We start from the raw sequence: 16582 nt of genomic DNA, 5'->3' as shown, positions 1-16582 counted from the left end.
TTCGTCGAAGCGAGCCGCCTATTATGTCAGGCTTTTCGTTTCCGTCAACACCTTCTTTCGAAGAAGTTGAAGTCCTGTTCCTTCGCGGTTGCCGCCTTGCGGTGGCCCCTGCGTCGGCGGAGGGAAAGTATGTCCCCATCCGGCCTGTTTGTGAAGGGGGTGCATGACTTTTTTTCACGGTTCTGTGCATTCATTCATGCTGGCTCCGCGCCCGAAGGCGCGAAACCCTTGTGGCGCTTAGGCGGCCACCAACAGGACACGGGCGAAGTTGCGCTTGCCGACCTGCAACAGTCCTTCAAAGCCGGGCACGAACAGCTGCTGCGCGTCCTCCACCACTGCGCCGTCGACCTTCACCGCACGCTCCTTGAGCTTGCGGGAGGCCTCGGAATTGCTCGGGGTGAGCCCGGCAGCGGTAAGCAGGGCACCGATCCGCAGGCCTTCGGCGGGAATCGCTACTTCCTGCAGCGGCAGCAGGGTCACGTCGCCCTGCCCGGTCACGGCGGCATTCCAGCCGGCAATGGCCAGCTCGGCGGCGTCGGCGTCATGGAAGCGGGTGGTCAGTTCGCGGGCCAGGCGCAGCTTGACCTCACGCGGGTTCAGGGTGCCCGCGGCCACCTGTTCGCGCAGGCTGACCGCCTCGGCCTGGCTGATGTCGAACGACAGCAGCTCGATCCAGCGCCACATCAGGTCGTCGCCGATCTTCATGGTCTTGGTCACCATGTCGATCGCCGGTTCGCTGATACCAATGTAGTTGTTGAGCGACTTGGACATCTTGGCCACGCCGTCCAGCCCTTCCAGCAGCGGCATGGTCAGCACGATCTGCGGCTTCTGCCCGTAGTGCTCCTGCAGGCCACGGCCCATCAGCAGGTTGAACTTCTGGTCGGTGCCGCCCAGTTCGACGTCCGCCTCCAGGGCCACCGAGTCGTAGCCCTGCACCAGCGGGTACAGGAACTCGTGCAGGGCGATGGACTGCTGGGCGGCGTAACGCTTGGCGAAGTCGTCGCGCTCGAGCATGCGCGCCACGGTGTGCTGTCCGGCCAGGCGGATCATGTCCGCCGCGCCCATCTTGCCGAACCACTCGGAATTGAAGCGCACTTCGGTCTTTTCGCGGTCCAGCACCTTGAACACCTGCTCTTCATAGGTGCGCGCGTTGGCCAGCACGTCGTCCTTGCTGAGCGGCTTGCGGGTGACGTTCTTGCCCGAGGGGTCGCCGATCATGCCGGTGAAGTCGCCGATCAGGAAGATGACTTGGTGGCCGAGGTCCTGGAACTGGCGCAGCTTGTTCAGCAGCACGGTGTGGCCCAGGTGCAGGTCCGGGGCGGTGGGGTCGAAACCGGCCTTGACCCGCAGCGGGCGGCCGCTTTCCAGCCGCTGGGCCAGCTCCTCGATCTTGAGGATTTCGTCGGCACCACGGCCGAGCTGGGCAAGGGCTTGTTCAATCGAGGACACGTGCAACTCCCGGCAATGCCTTATTTACATGAATGACGTTAAGTACAAGTTAACCGCAAGCGCTTCACAAAAGCCAATAGGCACAAGGGTTTGACGCGATATTTATACCTGTCTATGTTACCGACGTTTGGGCCCGCGATCCGGGTCAGCCAGGAACACGATAACAATGCTGAATACCGATCAAGGCCGCGCGCGCAAGCAGCGCTTCAAGGAACGCCTTCACGTCCTTCACGACACGGCCCTGCATCGTAGGCTCCGCCAGCATCTTCCCGCGGCGTTCAACGAACGCTGGACCCGCCGCCACTGGATGCATGCCAGCCTGTTCGCCACCATCGGCGCGCTGGTGGCCACGATCGTGCCGGGCTTCTCGCACACCATCGAATCGCCCTACGCGGTCAGTCATTCCACCCTCGCCCTGCCCTTGCCGCCGCTGTCGCAGGAGCGCATCAAGCAGGTGCCGGGCGACAGTTGGCAGGTACTGCGCGTGCAGCGCGGCCAGACCCTGAGCGACCTGTTCGACGAAGCCGGCATTCCGGCCACGGTGATGCACCAGGTGCTGGACCACCCCGGCGTGCGCGATTCGCTGGTCAAGCTGCGCCCCGGCACGGAAATCGGCTTCGACCTGCCGCTCTCCGGCGAGCTGCGCACGATCCGCTACGACCGCGACAGCGACAACCGCGTGGAGCTGAGCCTCAACGACGGCAAGATCACCGAGAAGGTGAGCAAGCGCGAGAGCTCCACCCGCCGGGTGGTGACCAGCGGCGAGATCACCAGTTCGCTGTATGCGGCGGCGCGCAAGGCCGGGCTGTCGCCGTCGGCGATCGCGACGATGACCGACGAGATCTTCAAGTACGACATCGACTTCTCCAAGGACCTGCAGCCGGGCGATCGCTTCAGCGTGGTGATGGATGAAACCTGGCGCGAAGGCGAGAAGGTGGACACCAGCAAGATCCTGGCCGCGACCTTCACTTCGGGCGGCAAGACCTACAGCGGCTTCCGCTTCGACCGCAACGGCAAGTCCGAGTACTTCGACGTGAGCGGCCGCCCGCTGAAGAAGAGCTTCATCCGCATGCCGATTCCGTTCGCCCGCCTCAGCTCCACCTTCGGTGCGCGCAAGCACCCGGTGCTGGGCAAGATGCGCATGCACAAGGGCGTGGACTACGCCGCACGCACGGGTACGCCGATCATGGCTGCCGGCGACGCGCGCGTGCAGTTCGCCGGCACCCAGCGCGGCTACGGCAACGTGGTGATCCTGGACCATGGCCGTGGCCACACGACGCTGTACGGGCACATGTCGCGGTTTGGCAAGATCAAGACCGGGCAGCGCGTGGAACAGGGCACGGTGATCGGCTACGTGGGGTCGACCGGCCTGGCCACCGGCCCGCACCTGCACTACGAGTTCCGCGTCAATGGCGTGCACCGCAATCCGCTGTCGGTGACGATGCCGCCGCCGGAGCCGCTGAAGGGCAGCGAGCTGGTCGCCTTCCGCGCCCAGACCGCCCCGGCGCTGGCGCGCATCCAGGGCATGGAGAAGCTGATCTACGCCGACGCCAGCCCGGCGCCGGGCGCCGATGCGGCCGCCACCACGACGGCCAGCACTGCCAAGCCCGGCAAGGGCAACCGCGGCTGATCGCGCTCCGCTGCAGCGCGCGCCGCCATGGCGCGCGCATTGACGGCGGCGACAGGTTGCGCGGAAGCTGCACGCACCCTGTTCAAGCGCCTGGCCATGACCGCAGCTGATCCCACTACCCCGCTCTACCTGGGCCTGATGTCCGGCACCAGCGCCGATGGCATCGATGCCGCGCTGGTGCAGTTCCCGGCGGAGGGCGGTTGCCGCTTCGTGCAGGGCCTGACCCATGCCTGGGATCCGGCCACGCGCGCCGAGCTGGTGGCGCTGGGCGAAGGCGGCGAGCTGGGCTCACTGGATACGCTGGGGCGGATCGATGCGCAGATCGGCATTGCCTTCGCCGCTGCGGCCAACCGCCTGCTGCAGGAAGCCGGGCTGGACCCCACGCAGGTGCGGGCGATCGGCTCGCACGGGCAGACGGTGCGCCATCGGCCACTGGCCGACCCGGCCTTTACCTGCCAGCTGGGCGATGCGAACCGCATTGCAGAACTGACGGGCATCACCACCGTGGCCGACTTCCGCCGCCGCGATGTGGCCGCCGGCGGCCATGGGGCGCCACTGATGCCGGCCTTCCACCTGGCGATGCTGGGCACGGCCGATGAAGACCGGGCGGTGTTGAACCTGGGCGGGATCGCCAACCTGACCCTGATTCCGCGCGAGGGCACGCCACGCGGCTTCGATACCGGTCCGGCCAATGCGCTGATGGATGCATGGTGCGAGCGGCATCGCGGGATTCCCTTCGATGCCGACGGCGCGTTTGCGGCCAGTGGCCAGGTGGATGGGGACCTGCTGGCGCGCTGGCAGGCCGATCCGTGGTTCGCGCTGCCGCCGCCGAAGAGCACCGGTCGCGAGCAGTTCCATCTGGCGTGGGCCGAGGCGGCACTGGGCGAGCGGCAGCGCGCGCCGGCCGATGTGCAGGCGACCCTGCTGGAGTTGACGGTGGCGACGGTGGCAGACGCCCTGCTGACCCACCTGCCGGACGCCGGCCGCGTGCTGGTGTGCGGCGGCGGGGTGCGCAACGCGCAGCTGCTGCGGCGACTCAGCGCGCGGTTGCCCGGGGTGGTGGTCGAATCCAGTGCGGTGCACGGGCTGGACCCGGACTACCTGGAGGCGATGGGGTTTGCGTGGTTGGCGCACCGGACGCTGCAGGGGTTGCCGGGCAACCTGCCCAGCGTGACCGGGGCGCGCGGGCCGCGGATCCTGGGGGCGATTCACCCCGCTTGAGGGGTGCTGGCTAGAACGCCTTTACATCCGGCAGCGCCTGCAGCGCCGCAATCGCGTCGGCCAGGGCATTCACTTCGGGGTCGTGGAAGCCGCTGCGGACCTCCAGTTCACTGGCGAACAGGCCCTGTTCCAGCAGGACCACGCAGGTGTGCTCACGGGTCCAGCCGCGCGCGACCGCCACCCGGCGGATGCGCTCGCTGAGCAGCGGATCCAGGTCGCGCAGCACTAGGTCAGCCATGTGTTTTCCCCCGATGGCAACGCACCGCCCCCACGGTACAACGGGCTCGATGATGGCCCAGCCCGGGGGCGCGGGCAAGCACCGGTCAGGGCGCTGTGCGCAGGTGACGGCGCTGCTGGACGATGAGCAGGGCGCACAGGATGACAACCGGGATGGCGATCAACGCGGTACCGATGAAGAACAGCGCGTACCCCTCCAGCAGGGTGCGGCCCTGCGCCAGCGACTGCACCGCCCATCCGGACAGTCCCTTGAGGGCCTTGCCGGGCATGGCATAGAACGAGCTGAGCAGGGCGTACTGGGTGGCGGTGTAGCCGATGTTGGTCAGGCTGGACATGTAGGCGATCAACGCGGTGCCGGCAAACCCGCCCGCAAAGTTGTCGATGGCCATGGCCGCAGCAAAATGGGTGGCGTCCGGGCCCACATAGGCCAACCAGGCAAAGGCCAGGTTGGAGCATGGGCCCAGCACGGCGCCGACCACCAGGGTGACCAGCACGCCCCAGCGCACCGAAACCAGCCCGGCCGCGGCAATGCCGAAGAAGGTGGCGACCAGCCCCACCGAGCCGCGCACGGCGCCGACCGTGTCTTCGCTCAGGCCCAGGTCCACGTAGAACGGGTTGGCCATGGGGCCCATGATGAAATCGGCCATGCGGTAAACGCTGATGGCCACCAGGATCAGGATCGCGCCGCTGCGGTGTTCGCGGACGAAGGCTACGAACGGGCCGACCACGGCGTCGAACAGGCCGCGCGGGGTCCACAGGGGGGCCTGCTGGGCCTGCGCAGCAGCGACGGCGCGCGCCGGCTCACGCGCGGTGACCACCGCCACCACGCCGACCGCCATCAGCGCGGCCATGATTTCGTAGGACACCTGCCAGCCTACCCGGGCGGCGATCAGCAGGATCAGCGCATCGGTCACCAGCAGCGCGGTGCGGTAACCCAGCGCCGACGAGGAGGTGAGCAGGCCGAGCTGCTCGCTGTTGGACGCACTTTCGATCCGCCAGGCGTCGATCACGATGTCCTGGGTGGCCGAGGCGAACGCCACGATCACCGCCATCACCCCGAACACGGCGACATGTTCCCAGGCCAGGCCGAGGAACAGCAGCTGGCCGCCCTTGGGCTGCACCACGGCCATGCCGACCAGGCCGGCAGCCACTACGATCTGCGACAGCAGCATCCAGCCGCGCCGACGCCCCAGCCAGGCAAAGCCGGGGGCGTCGGTGCGATCCACTACCGGCGCCCACAGGAACTTCAGGGTGTAGGCCAGCCCCACCCACGACAGGAAACCAATCGTGCTCAGCTCGATGCCTTCCTTGCGCATCCAGAAGCCGAGCGTGTTGCCCACCAGGTAGATCGGCAGGCCGGAGCTGAAGCCCAGCAGCAGCATGGCCAACACCTTGCGCTCGCGCAGGTTGGCCAGCACCCGCTGCCAGGGGCGGCGGGTCTTGGCGGCGGGCAGGTCACTCATGGGGCGTAGTCCACCGTGAACGGGGCATGGTCGGAGAAGCGCTCATCGCGGTAGATCGAGCAGCTGCGCAGGCGGTCGCGCAGGCCGGGGCTGACGAACTGGTAGTCGATGCGCCAGCCCACGTTGTTGGCCCGGGCCGCGCCGCGGTTGCTCCACCAGGTGTAGTCCTCGCCGGTGGGGTGCAGCAGGCGGTAGGCGTCGGTCCAGCCCTGGCCGCCGGCGACGTCCAGCGCCTGGCCGGCGTCGACGCACTGGCCGTTGAGCCAGTCGCGCTCGGGCGGCAGGCAGCCGGAGTTCTTCTGGTTGGATTTCCAGTTCCGGATGTCCAGCGCCGAGCGCACGATGTTCCAGTCCCCGCACAGCACGTAGTCGCGACCGCTGGCCAGCCACTGCGCCAGGATCGGGCGCAGCCATTCCATCACTTCGTACTTGAAGCCCTGGCGCAGGTCGCCCGAGCTGCCGGAGGGGATATAGAACGAGACCACGCTGAGGTTGCCGTAGCGCGCCTCGATGTAGCGGCCTTCGTCGTCGAACGGCGCCCAGCCCAGCGAGGTGATGACCTGGTCGGGCTCGCGCTTGCTGTAGATGGCCACGCCGCTGTAGCCCTTCTTGGTGATTGCGTCACGGTAGAAGCAGTGGTGGCCGTCCGGGCGGAACATCGGGTCGGTCAGCTGGTCTTCCTGCGCCTTGGTCTCCTGGATGCACAGCACGTCGGCGTCCTGGGCGCGGAACCATTCGAGAAATCCCTTGGTGGCGGCGGAACGGATGCCATTGGCGTTGAAACTGATGATGCGCATGCTGACCCGGGTCTGGAGCGATAACCGCCAAAGCATACCGGGTTGCCCTGCCGATCGGCTGGCCGGATCCGGCCGTTGCAGGGCCTGCGGCGGGGGGTCACGAGCCTGAATTGGCGGGGATGCATTAGCATCTGCGCTCCAAGAGAATTGAATAGAGCTTCAGATGAGCGACCACCGTCACCGTTTCCTGCAGCTGGCCCTGACCGCCGATGCGCTGCGTTTTGGCCAGTTCACCCTCAAGTCGGGCCGCCTGAGCCCGTACTTTTTCAATGCCGGCCGTTTCGATTCCGGCGCCCGCATGGTCCAGCTGGCCGCCTGCTACGCCGATGCGGTGGAAGCCACCGGACTGAAGTTCGATGTGGTGTTCGGCCCGGCCTACAAGGGCATTCCGCTGGCCACCGCCACCGCCTGCGAGTTCGCCCAGCGCGGCCGCGACCTGCCGCTGAGCTTCAACCGCAAGGAGGCCAAGGCCCATGGTGAGGGCGGCAACCTGATCGGTGCGGACATGAACGGCAAGCGCGTGCTGATCGTGGACGACGTGATCACCGCCGGCACCGCCATCCGCGAAGCGCTGGAGATCATCAAGCAGGCCGGCGGTACCCCCGCGGGTATCGTGGTGGCGCTGGACCGGCAGGAGATCGCGTCCGAGCAGGACCGCCGTTCGGCGGCCCAGGCCGTGGCCGAAGAGGCCGGCATTCCGGTGGTGGCCGTGGCCACGTTGGGCGACCTGCTTGATTTTGCCTCCGGAAATCCGGAACTTGTCGGGTACCGGCAGCCGCTGGAGGACTACCGGTCCCGCTACGGCAGCCGTCCTACGCGTTGAGAGCAGGGGGCTCCCATGTCCAGGATTGCCACGTTCACCGTCCTTGGCCTGTTGCTGGCCGCGCCCGTGGTGACCGCACAGGCGCAGCGAAGCAGCAGCAGCGACGCCAAGTCGAAGAAGCTGTACTGCTGGAACAAGGGCAGTGAGCGCATCTGCAGCGACGCGCTGCCGCAGGAAGCGGTGAACAGCGCGCGCGAGGAATTCAGCGTCAACAGCGGCCTGCGCCGCGGTGGCGTGGAGCGCACCCTGACCCAGGAAGAGCGCGCCGATGCCGCCGTTGCGGCGGCGCAGGCGCAGCTGGACCTGGCCGCCGAGGAAACCCGCAAGCGGACCGAGCAGGCGATGCTGTCCACGTATGAGAACGAGGCCGACCTGCGCCGGGTGTTCGTCGAACGCACCGGGATCCTGGACAACAACGTGAACACCGCCAGCTACAACGTGGCCAGCCTGCGCGATGCGCTGGTGACGCTGCTGGGCAGCGCGGGCGACCGCGAACTGACCGGCCAGCCGGTCCTGCCCAAGCAGGCCGACGACATCCGCCGGCGCCATGCCGAGCTGGTGGCGCAGAAGCGCATGCAAGCCTCGTATGTGGAACAGCGCCGGGCGCTGGACGTCGAGATCGAGGAGACCCTGCAGCGGTACCGGTTGTTGAAGGGTGTTTCGAGCGATCCGCGCGGGTAGAAGTCCATGAGGGCCGGCCAACGGCCGGCGCTACCGGATCAATGCGTTTCCCCAAGGTTTGCCGACCTGCGTCGGTGAACCTTTTTTTATGCTCTTTTTATGGGTTGACGGGCGGGCGGGCGTGGAGCCTTTACGCCGGCCAGGATCACGATGGCGCCCTGACGTGGAGTGGTTCCACCTGGACGTCCCATGAGCCTGACCTTGCCTGTTGTTGCCGCCGCTGCCGCGGCGAGCCCTACCCTGCCTGCCTGGCTGTCGCTGGTGTGCGGGGTGCTGGTGTTCGTTGCCGCCGCCTACCTGCTGTACGTCGTGCTTGCGCCCGAAAAGTTCTGACCGGAGCCGACCATGACCGAGATCCTGTTGATCCTGCTGGCCAGCATCGTGCTGGCCTTTCCACTTGGGCTGTACCTGGCCCGGGTGATGCGCGGTGGGCCGATGCGCGGCGATGCGCTGTTCGCCTGGATTGAAAAACCGCTGTACCGCGTGCTGGGCGTTGACCCGGTGCGGGGCATGTCCTGGCGAGGCTATGTGGGCGCCTTCCTGCTCAGCAACCTGGTGATCGCCGTGCTGGTGCAGGCGGTGTTCATGACCCAGGCGTGGTTGCCGTTCAACCCCGACCAGATCCCGAACATGCGCTGGGATACGGCGCTGCACACCATGGTGTCGTTCCTCACCAACACCAACCAGCAGCACTATTCCGGCCAGGCGCAGTTGTCCTACTTCGCGCAGATGACCGCGATCACCGGCCTGCAGGTGGTGACCCCGATGATGGGCCTGGCGCTGGTGGTGGCCACCCTGCGCGCGCTGTTCGGCAAGGTGCCGGACGCCGACGCCGAGGAGGCCACGCGACCGGCCGACCAGCGCATCGACGTAGGCAACTACTACGCCGACGTGGTGCGGGCCTGCGTGCGCTTCATGCTGCCGCTGTGCCTGCTGTGGGCGGTGCTGCTGACCAGCCAGGGCGTGCCTTCGACCTTGGCCGCCGGTCCGGTGGCAACGCCGATCGATGCCGCGTCCGGCATGGAAACCCAGAAGCTGCCGCTGGGCCCGGTGGCCGCGATGGTGGCGGCCAAGCAGCTGGGCACCAATGGCGGCGGCTGGTATGGCCCGAACAGCAGCATGCCGCTGGAAAACCCGACCCCGCTGTCCAACGCGCTGGAGCTGATCGGCATCCTGCTGATCCCGATCGCGGTGGTGTTCATGCTCGGCGCGTTTACCGGGCGCAAGCGCCTGGCCGGGCTGGTATTCGCCTGCATGCTGGCGATGTCCAGCGTATCGGTGGCGGCCACGGTGTGGCTGGAAGGCCATTCGGCCACCGCCGGCAGCCCGCTGCTGATGGAAGGCAAGGAAGTGCGCTTCGGTGCCGATGGCACCGGCCTGTGGGCGGCCGTCACCACCCAGGTCTCCAACGGCTCGGTCAACGGCATGCACGACTCGCTGAGTCCGCTGGCCGGCGCGGTACCGATGGTGAACATGCTGGTCAACGCGATCTGGGGCGGCATCGGCTGCGGCCTGCAGCAGTTCATCGTGTACCTGCTGCTGGGCGTGTTCCTGGCCGGGCTGATGACCGGGCGCACCCCGGAGCTGCTCGGCCGCAAGCTGGAAACCCCGCAGGTGAAACTGCTGGCGCTGCTGGTCCTGCTGCAGCCAATCACCATCCTGGCCTTCACCGCGATCACCCTGGCCATTCCGTCGATCACCGGCACCTCCAATCCGGCGTTCCATGGGGTCAGCCAGGTGTTCTACGAGTACGTGTCGGCGTTCGCCAACAACGGCTCCGGCTTCGAAGGACTGGGCGACGCCACGCCGTGGTGGAACCTGAGCTGCACGCTGGTACTGCTGCTGGGCCGCTACCCGGTGCTGGTGATTCCGCTGATCGTCTGCGCGCAGCTCGCCGCCAAGCGCCGCGCGCCGGAATCGGCAGGCACCCTGCAGATTGAAACGCCGACCTTCGCGCTGACCCTGATCGCGCTGATCGTCATCCTGACCGTATTGCAGTTCATGCCGGCGCTGGTGCTGGGCCCGGTTGCCGACCACCTGTCGCTGACGCTGCACTGAGACGCGAGACCATGAGTACCTATCCCTTGAATGCAACTTCCCCGCGCCGCCCGCGCCTGCTCGATGGCGCCGGCCTGCGCCGGGCGCTGCGCGATGCGGTGATCAAACTGTCGCCGCGCCACCTGCTGCACAGTCCGGTGATGGCGGTGGTGATGGTGGGCACGCTGGTGAGCCTGCTGGTGACCCTGACCGGCAACGCACCGCTGGGCTTCGGCCTGGCCGTGACCGCGATCCTGCTGCTGACCGTGCTGTTCGGCAACTTCGCCGAGGCGGTGGCAGAAGCGCGCGGCCGTGGCCAGGCAGCGTCGCTGCGGCGTGCACGGCAGGACCTGAGCGCGCGCCGCCTGGCCGCGGCGCATGCCGGGGCCGGTGAAACCCAGGTGCCCGCCGCCGAGCTGCGCCCGGGCGACCACGTGATCGTCAGTGCCGGCGAGCTGGTGCCGGCCGATGGCGAGATCGTGCAGGGCCTGGCCACCATCAACGAAGCGGCGGTGACCGGTGAATCGGCCCCGGTGCTGCGCGAAGCCGGCACCGACCGCAGCGGCGTGATCGGCGGCACCAAGGTGCTGTCCGACCAGATCATCGTGAAGATCACCGCCGAGCCCGGACACAGCTTCCTGGACAGGATGATCGCGCTGGTGGAGGGCGCCAACCGGCAGAAGACCCCCAATGAAGTGGCGCTGACCCTGCTGCTGGCGGCGATGACGCTGACCTTCCTGGTCGTGGTGGCCACGCTGCCGGCCATTGGCGCATTCGTCGGCGTGCAGGTGGATCCGCTGCTGCTGATCGCGCTGCTGGTGTGCCTGATTCCGACCACCATTGGCGGGTTGCTGCCGGCTATCGGCATTGCCGGCATGAACCGTGCGCTGGCCGCCAACATCCTGGCCAAGTCGGGCAAGGCGGTTGAAGTGGCCGGCGATGTGGACGTGCTGCTGCTGGACAAGACCGGCACCATCACCCACGGCGACCGCCAGGCGACCCAGTTCCACGCGCTGGCCGGCATCGATGCGACCCAGCTGCGCGAAGCCGCCCTGCTCTCTTCGCTGGCCGACCCGACCCCGGAAGGCAAATCGGTGGTGCGGCTGGCGCGTGAGCAGGGCTGCAGCACCGCTGAGCCCGACCGCGCGGACTATCTGGCATTCACCGCGCAGACCCGCATGTCCGGCGTGGACCTGGAGGGTGGTCGACGCATCCGCAAGGGCGCGTCGGACGCGATCACCGCCTACGTGCGTGAGCTCGGTGGCACGGTACCGGCCGAGCTGTCCGGACGCGTGGAACAGGTAGCGCGCAACGGCGCCACGCCACTGGTGGTGTGCGAGGGCCGCTACATCCTGGGTGTGATCGAACTGAGCGACGTGGTCAAGCACGGCATGCGCGAGAAGTTCGCCCAGCTGCGCGCGATGGGCATCCGCACGGTGATGATCACCGGCGACAACCCGCTCACGGCTGCGGCGATTGCCGCCGAGGCCGGCGTCGACGATTACATCGCCGAAGCGCGCCCGGAAGACAAGCTGGCCCGGATCCGCGCCGAGCAGGCCGGTGGACGGCTGGTGGCGATGGTGGGCGATGGCACCAACGACGCGCCCGCATTGGCCCAGGCCGACATCGGCCTGGCGATGAACTCCGGCACCCAGGCGGCCAAGGAAGCCGGCAACATGGTGGACCTGGATTCGGACCCGACCAAGCTGCTGGCGGTGGTGGAAGTGGGCAAGCAGCAGCTGATCACGCGCGGTGCGCTGACCACGTTCTCGCTGGCCAACGACGTCTCCAAGTACTTCGCGATCCTGCCGGCGCTGTTCGCCGCGACGCTGCCGGCGATGGCCACGTTGAACGTGATGCACCTGTCCAGCCCGCGCAACGCGGTGCTGGCGGCGCTGATCTTCAACGCCCTGGTGATTCCGGCACTGATTCCGCTCGCCCTGCGTGGCGTGCGCTTCCGCCCGGCCACGGCCACCGCGCTGCTGCGCCGGAACATGCTGGTGTACGGGCTGGGTGGCGTGCTGCTGCCGTTCGCGGCCATCAAGCTGATCGACCTCTTCCTCTTCTCGGTATTTGGCGCATGAACCGCTCCGCTGCTGCTTCGCTTTCCCGCCCGGCGCGTGCGCGCGCCGCCACTCCGGTGTCACTGCAGCACAGCGGTGCGCTGCGCCCGGCCCTCGGCCTGGGCGTAGCCAGCCTGCTGCTGCTCGGCCTGGCGTATGCCGTGGCCACCACCGGCATCAGTGCCGCGTTGTTCCCCGTGCAGGCCGAAGGCAGCCTGCTGCTGGACAACCACCAGGTGCGCGGCTCGCGCCTGGTGGCACAGCCGTTCGTGGGCGACGGTTATTTCCAGGCGCGCCCGTCGGCGGCCAACTACGACCCCATGGCCGCCGCCGGCAGCAACCTGGCGCGCAGCAACCCTGCCCTGCAGGAACGCGTCGCCGAGGCGACCCGGACCGTGGCAGCGCGCGAAGGCATCGCCGTGGACGACGTGCCCGGTGATCTTGTGACCCAGTCCGGCGCGGGCATGGACCCGGAGCTGTCGCCGGCCGCCGCGGCCGTGCAGGTCAAGCGGGTGGCGGGCAACCGCGGGCTGGGCGTGGAGCAGGTACAGGCGCTGGTGCAGGCGCATACGCAGGGCCCGCAGTGGGGCGTTTTCGGGCAGCCCCGGGTGAACGTGATGACATTGAACCTTGCCTTGGACGGGTTGAATAACAACAAGGCGGCAACCGGCGCAGCGGAGACGACTGCGCGATGATGTCGCCTTGCCAGCGAACGGCGCACACTCTGCCCCCATGACCGACTCCCGCACCCGACAGGCCGACGCACTGGTGGAAAGCCTGCAGCGCGAGGCCGGCGGCAAGCTCACCGTGTTCCTGGGCGCCGCCCCGGGCGTGGGCAAGACCTACAGCATGCTGGGCCGCGCGCAGGAGCAGCTGCGCAGGGGCGTGGACGTGGTGGTGGGGCTGGTGGAAACCCACGGCCGCGCCGACACGTCGGCGCTGCTGGAGGGCCTGCCGCAGCTGCCACTGCTGCAGCGCGAGTACCAGCAGCATGCGCTGCAGGAAATGGACCTGGATGCAGTGCTGGCCCGCCGCCCGGCGCTGGTGCTGGTGGACGAACTGGCCCACCGCAACGTGCCCGGCAGCCGCCATGAACGCCGCTGGCAGGATGTGATGGAGCTCCTGGACGCGGGCATCGACGTCTGGACCACGCTCAACATCCAGCACCTGGAAAGCCTCAACGACGTGGTGATGCGCATCACCGGGGTGCGGGTCAGCGAGACCGTGCCCGATGCGGTACTGGACCGGCTGCACGACATCGTGCTGGTGGACCTGCCGCCGCGCGAGCTGATCGAGCGGCTGCAGCAGGGCAAGGTGTACGTGCCCGAACAGGCCGCGCAGGCCCTGCAGGCGTTCTTCTCGCCGGCCAACCTGACCGCGCTGCGCGAGCTGGCCATGCAGGAAGCGGCCGACCGGGTAGACACCAGCCTGCGCGAAACGCGGGCCGCCCGCGGAGAGGGCAACCTGCCGTTGCGGCGGCGGGTGCTGGTGGCGATCGACGGCGGCGGCCAGAGCGAGTACCTGGTGCGCGTGGGCCGGCGCATCGCCGAGCGCCGCGATGCGCCCTGGACGGTGGTGACGGTGCAGCGCCGCCGCGAAGACGACAGTACCCGCCGCGAGATCGATGCGGCCTTCGCGCTGGCGCGGCGGCTGGGCGGCGAGGCGGAGCTGCTGCATGGGCCCAGCATTGCCGACGCGCTGCTGGACCATGCCGCACACAACAGCGTCTCCACGCTGGTGCTGGGACGTACCCGGGAGCGGCCGTTCGCGCGCATGCTCAACCGCACCCTGACCCAGCAGCTGATCCAGCGCGGGGCGCACTACGAGATCACCATCATCGGCACCCCGCAGGCGCGCGCGCATGCGCGCCGGCACGGGCTGTCGATGCCCACGCTGAGCACCGGCCGTGACACGCTGCTGGCACTGACCGCCACCGCGCTGGCGTGCCTGGTGGCGCTGGTGGCCGAGCGCTGGGTGGGGCTGTACGACCTGTCGATGGTGTTCATCGTGGCGGTGGTGGTGGTGGCCGCGCGCAGCCGTACCAGTGCGGCGGTGATGGCCGCAGCGCTGTGCTTCCTGGCCTACAACTTCTTCTTCATCGCGCCCCGCTTCACTTTTGCGATCAGCGCGCGCCAGGGCGTGATCACCGTGTTCCTGTTCCTGGTGGCGGCCTTGGTGGCCGGGCGCCTGGCCTCGCGCCTGCGGATGCAGGTGGTGGCGCTGCGCGCGGCCAACCGGCATGCGAACGCGCGACAGGTGCTGGGGGGCCAACTGACCCGCGCCCCCAACAACGAAGCGGTGGCGCAGGCCGGGCGCGAGGCGCTGGAGCAGGCGCTGGATGCGCCCGCGTGGTTGCGCATCGGTGCCGACACCAGCACCAGCGGCAGTGCCGCGCCGGGCGACACCGACCTGGCGGCGGCCGACTGGGCGCACCGCCACGGCCAGCCCAGCGGCCGCTTCACCGACACGCTGGCGGGTGCGGAATGGTGGTTCCTGCCGCTGCTGGATGGCGACGAGCGCGCCATCGGCGTGGCCGGCATGCGCTTCCCGCGCAACGCCCCGCGCCTGACCCCGGAGCAGCGCCAGCTGGCCGAGGCGATGGTGGACGACATTGCCCAGGCCGCACTGCGCACCCGGCTGGTGGCCGACCTGGAAAAGGCGCACGTGAGCAATGAGACCGAACGCCTGCGTTCGGCACTGCTGTCGTCGGTCTCGCACGACCTGCGCTCGCCGCTGGCGGCGATGATCGGCTCGGCCGACAGCCTGTCCAGTTACGCCGATGCGATGGACGCCAGCGACCGCCGCGCACTGCTCGACACCATCCTGGTGGAGGGCGAGCGGCTGGATCGCTACATCCAGAACCTGCTGGACATGACCCGGCTGGGCCACGAAGGGCTGAAGATCAACCGTGACTGGATCGGTGTGGACGAGCTGGTGGGCTCGGCGGCGCGCCGCCTGCAGCGTTACCAGCCGGACGTGCGGTTGCAGCTGGATATTCCCGACACGCTGGGGCCGATCTGGGTGCACCCGGCACTGGTGGAGCAGGCGGTGTTCAACGTGATGGAGAATGCGGCCAAGTTCTCCCCGCCCGGCGCGGCGGTGGAGGTGCAGGCGCGGCGGGTGGACGGCGAGCTGCGCATCGATGTGCTCGACGCCGGCCCCGGCATTCCCGACGACGAACGCGCGCGCATCTTCGACATGTTCTACAGCGTGGAACGCGGCGACCGCGGCCGGCATGGCACCGGGCTGGGACTGACCATCACCCAGGGCATGATCGGGGCGCACGGCGGCAGCGTGCAGGCGCTGCCGGGCCGCGACGGACGCGGTACCCTGATCCGCATCACGCTGCCCCTGCTGCAACCCCACCCTGCCGATGACCCCGACGAATCCTGACCCTTCCCATGGTGTGCCGCCGGCCCGCGTGCTGGTGATCGACGACGAAGCGCAGATCCGCCGCTTCCTCGACATCAGCCTGCGCGCGCAGGGCTACCGCGTGCTGCAGGCGGCGACCGGGCAGGACGGGCTGGAGCAGCTGGTCGGCGAAGGTGCCGACCTGGTGATCCTGGACATCGGCCTGCCGGACATGGAAGGCCACCAGGTGCTGGCCGAGCTGCGCCAGTGGAGCCAGGTGCCGGTGATCATGCTGACCGTGCGCGCCAGCGAAACCGAGAAGGTGCTGGCGCTGGACAACGGCGCCAACGACTACGTGACCAAGCCGTTCGGCACCCAGGAACTGATGGCGCGGGTGCGTGCGTTGCTGCGCACGCGCACGGTGTCGGCCGACGGGGTGCTGCCGCAGTTCGACGACGGCCACCTGCATATCGACCTGGTCCGGCGCGAGGTGCACCTGGACGGCGCACCGGTGGCGCTGACCCGCAAGGAATACGCGTTGCTGTCGCTGCTGCTGCGCAACGCCGGCCGGGTGGTGACGCAGCCGCAGATCCTGGCCGAGATCTGGGGGCCGACCCACCAGCACGATACGCATTACCTGCGCATCCTGGTGGGCAAGCTGCGCCACAAGCTGGGCGATTCGGCGCTGGATTCGCGGTACCTGTTCACCGAGCCCGGCGTGGGGTTGCGGTTCAAAGGGTGAAGGTCGACCTTCACCCGGTAGCGCCGGCCGTTGGCCGGCCCTCGCGCGGTGCGATACCCCTTGGGCCGGCCAACGGCCGGCGCTACCG

At 68.5% G+C, this 16582-nt stretch carries 14 protein-coding genes; 10 read left to right on the top strand and 4 right to left on the bottom strand.

Annotated elements, in window-relative coordinates:
• Positions 1–237: 237 nt before the first annotated feature.
• Positions 238–1449 (bottom strand): tyrosine--tRNA ligase, encoded by a 1212-nt coding sequence (gene tyrS, locus RWO33_RS13660; protein ID WP_145481160.1) that lies wholly within the window; start codon positions 1447–1449, stop codon positions 238–240.
• A gap of 166 nt (positions 1450–1615) precedes the next feature.
• Here tyrS and RWO33_RS13655 point away from each other — a divergent pair, with 166 nt between their 5' ends.
• Both RWO33_RS13655 and RWO33_RS13650 read left to right on the top strand, forming a co-directional pair.
• Positions 1616–3079, top strand: coding sequence for a M23 family metallopeptidase (locus RWO33_RS13655; protein WP_314105524.1), 1464 nt, complete (start codon positions 1616–1618; stop codon positions 3077–3079).
• Positions 3080–3175: 96 nt separating this feature from the next.
• Complete coding sequence (locus RWO33_RS13650) at positions 3176–4300, top strand: anhydro-N-acetylmuramic acid kinase (RefSeq protein ID WP_314105523.1); 1125 nt, start codon at positions 3176–3178, stop codon at positions 4298–4300.
• 10 nt (positions 4301–4310) lie between these two features.
• Here the strand turns inward: RWO33_RS13650 and RWO33_RS13645 are convergent, their stop codons facing one another.
• The 3 genes from RWO33_RS13645 to RWO33_RS13635 all read right to left on the bottom strand — a co-directional run bounded on the left by RWO33_RS13645 (position 4311) and on the right by RWO33_RS13635 (position 6797).
• The gene (locus RWO33_RS13645) at positions 4311–4538 is read right to left on the bottom strand and encodes a hypothetical protein (protein ID WP_145481154.1); all 228 of its coding nucleotides are present in this window, start codon (positions 4536–4538) and stop codon (positions 4311–4313) included.
• Between the two features lie 85 nt (positions 4539–4623).
• On the bottom strand, positions 4624–6000 hold the full coding sequence (locus RWO33_RS13640; RefSeq protein ID WP_314105522.1) for an MFS transporter: 1377 nt from the start codon (positions 5998–6000) through the stop codon (positions 4624–4626).
• The gene (locus tag RWO33_RS13635) at positions 5997–6797 is read right to left on the bottom strand and encodes an exodeoxyribonuclease III (protein WP_145481150.1); all 801 of its coding nucleotides are present in this window, start codon (positions 6795–6797) and stop codon (positions 5997–5999) included. Before RWO33_RS13635 ends, RWO33_RS13640 begins: the two co-directional genes overlap by 4 nt.
• Positions 6798–6960: 163 nt before the next feature.
• Between RWO33_RS13635 and pyrE the strand changes: the two genes are divergently transcribed.
• The 8 genes from pyrE (at position 6961) to RWO33_RS13595 (ending at position 16494) form a co-directional block, all read left to right on the top strand.
• Entirely contained in the window at positions 6961–7620 is a 660-nt protein-coding gene (gene pyrE / locus RWO33_RS13630; protein ID WP_314105520.1) for an orotate phosphoribosyltransferase, read from the top strand.
• A gap of 15 nt (positions 7621–7635) precedes the next feature.
• The gene (locus RWO33_RS13625) at positions 7636–8301 is read left to right on the top strand and encodes a hypothetical protein (RefSeq protein WP_314105518.1); all 666 of its coding nucleotides are present in this window, start codon (positions 7636–7638) and stop codon (positions 8299–8301) included.
• A 240-nt stretch (positions 8302–8541) separates the two neighbouring features.
• Entirely contained in the window at positions 8542–8634 is a 93-nt protein-coding gene (locus RWO33_RS13620; protein WP_314105527.1) for a potassium-transporting ATPase subunit F, read from the top strand.
• A 12-nt stretch (positions 8635–8646) separates the two neighbouring features.
• Positions 8647–10359 carry a potassium-transporting ATPase subunit KdpA gene (kdpA, locus tag RWO33_RS13615; protein ID WP_314105516.1) on the top strand — a complete coding sequence of 571 codons (1713 nt, stop codon included), beginning with the start codon at positions 8647–8649 and terminating at the stop codon, positions 10357–10359.
• An 11-nt stretch (positions 10360–10370) separates the two neighbouring features.
• The gene (gene kdpB / locus RWO33_RS13610) at positions 10371–12422 is read left to right on the top strand and encodes a potassium-transporting ATPase subunit KdpB (RefSeq protein ID WP_314105514.1); all 2052 of its coding nucleotides are present in this window, start codon (positions 10371–10373) and stop codon (positions 12420–12422) included.
• The gene (gene kdpC / locus RWO33_RS13605; RefSeq protein ID WP_314105512.1) at positions 12419–13096 is read left to right on the top strand and encodes a potassium-transporting ATPase subunit KdpC; all 678 of its coding nucleotides are present in this window, start codon (positions 12419–12421) and stop codon (positions 13094–13096) included. Before kdpB ends, kdpC begins: the two co-directional genes overlap by 4 nt.
• Positions 13097–13133: 37 nt before the next feature.
• A complete protein-coding gene (locus tag RWO33_RS13600; protein ID WP_314105511.1) occupies positions 13134–15794 on the top strand; it encodes a sensor histidine kinase KdpD in 2661 nt (886 codons plus the stop codon).
• Positions 15775–16494: a response regulator transcription factor gene (locus RWO33_RS13595; RefSeq protein ID WP_145481136.1), complete on the top strand. Its 720-nt coding sequence runs from the start codon at positions 15775–15777 to the stop codon at positions 16492–16494. The genes RWO33_RS13600 and RWO33_RS13595 overlap by 20 nt, the downstream gene beginning before the upstream one ends.
• Positions 16495–16582 lie beyond the last annotated feature (88 nt).

Origin of the sequence: uncultured Stenotrophomonas sp. (genome assembly GCF_963519925.1) — a bacterium.
Lineage (GTDB): Bacteria > Pseudomonadota > Gammaproteobacteria > Xanthomonadales > Xanthomonadaceae > Stenotrophomonas > Stenotrophomonas maltophilia_AE.
Note: the sequence above shows the minus strand (reverse complement) of the source record. Positions and strands in the feature narration are given on the sequence as shown.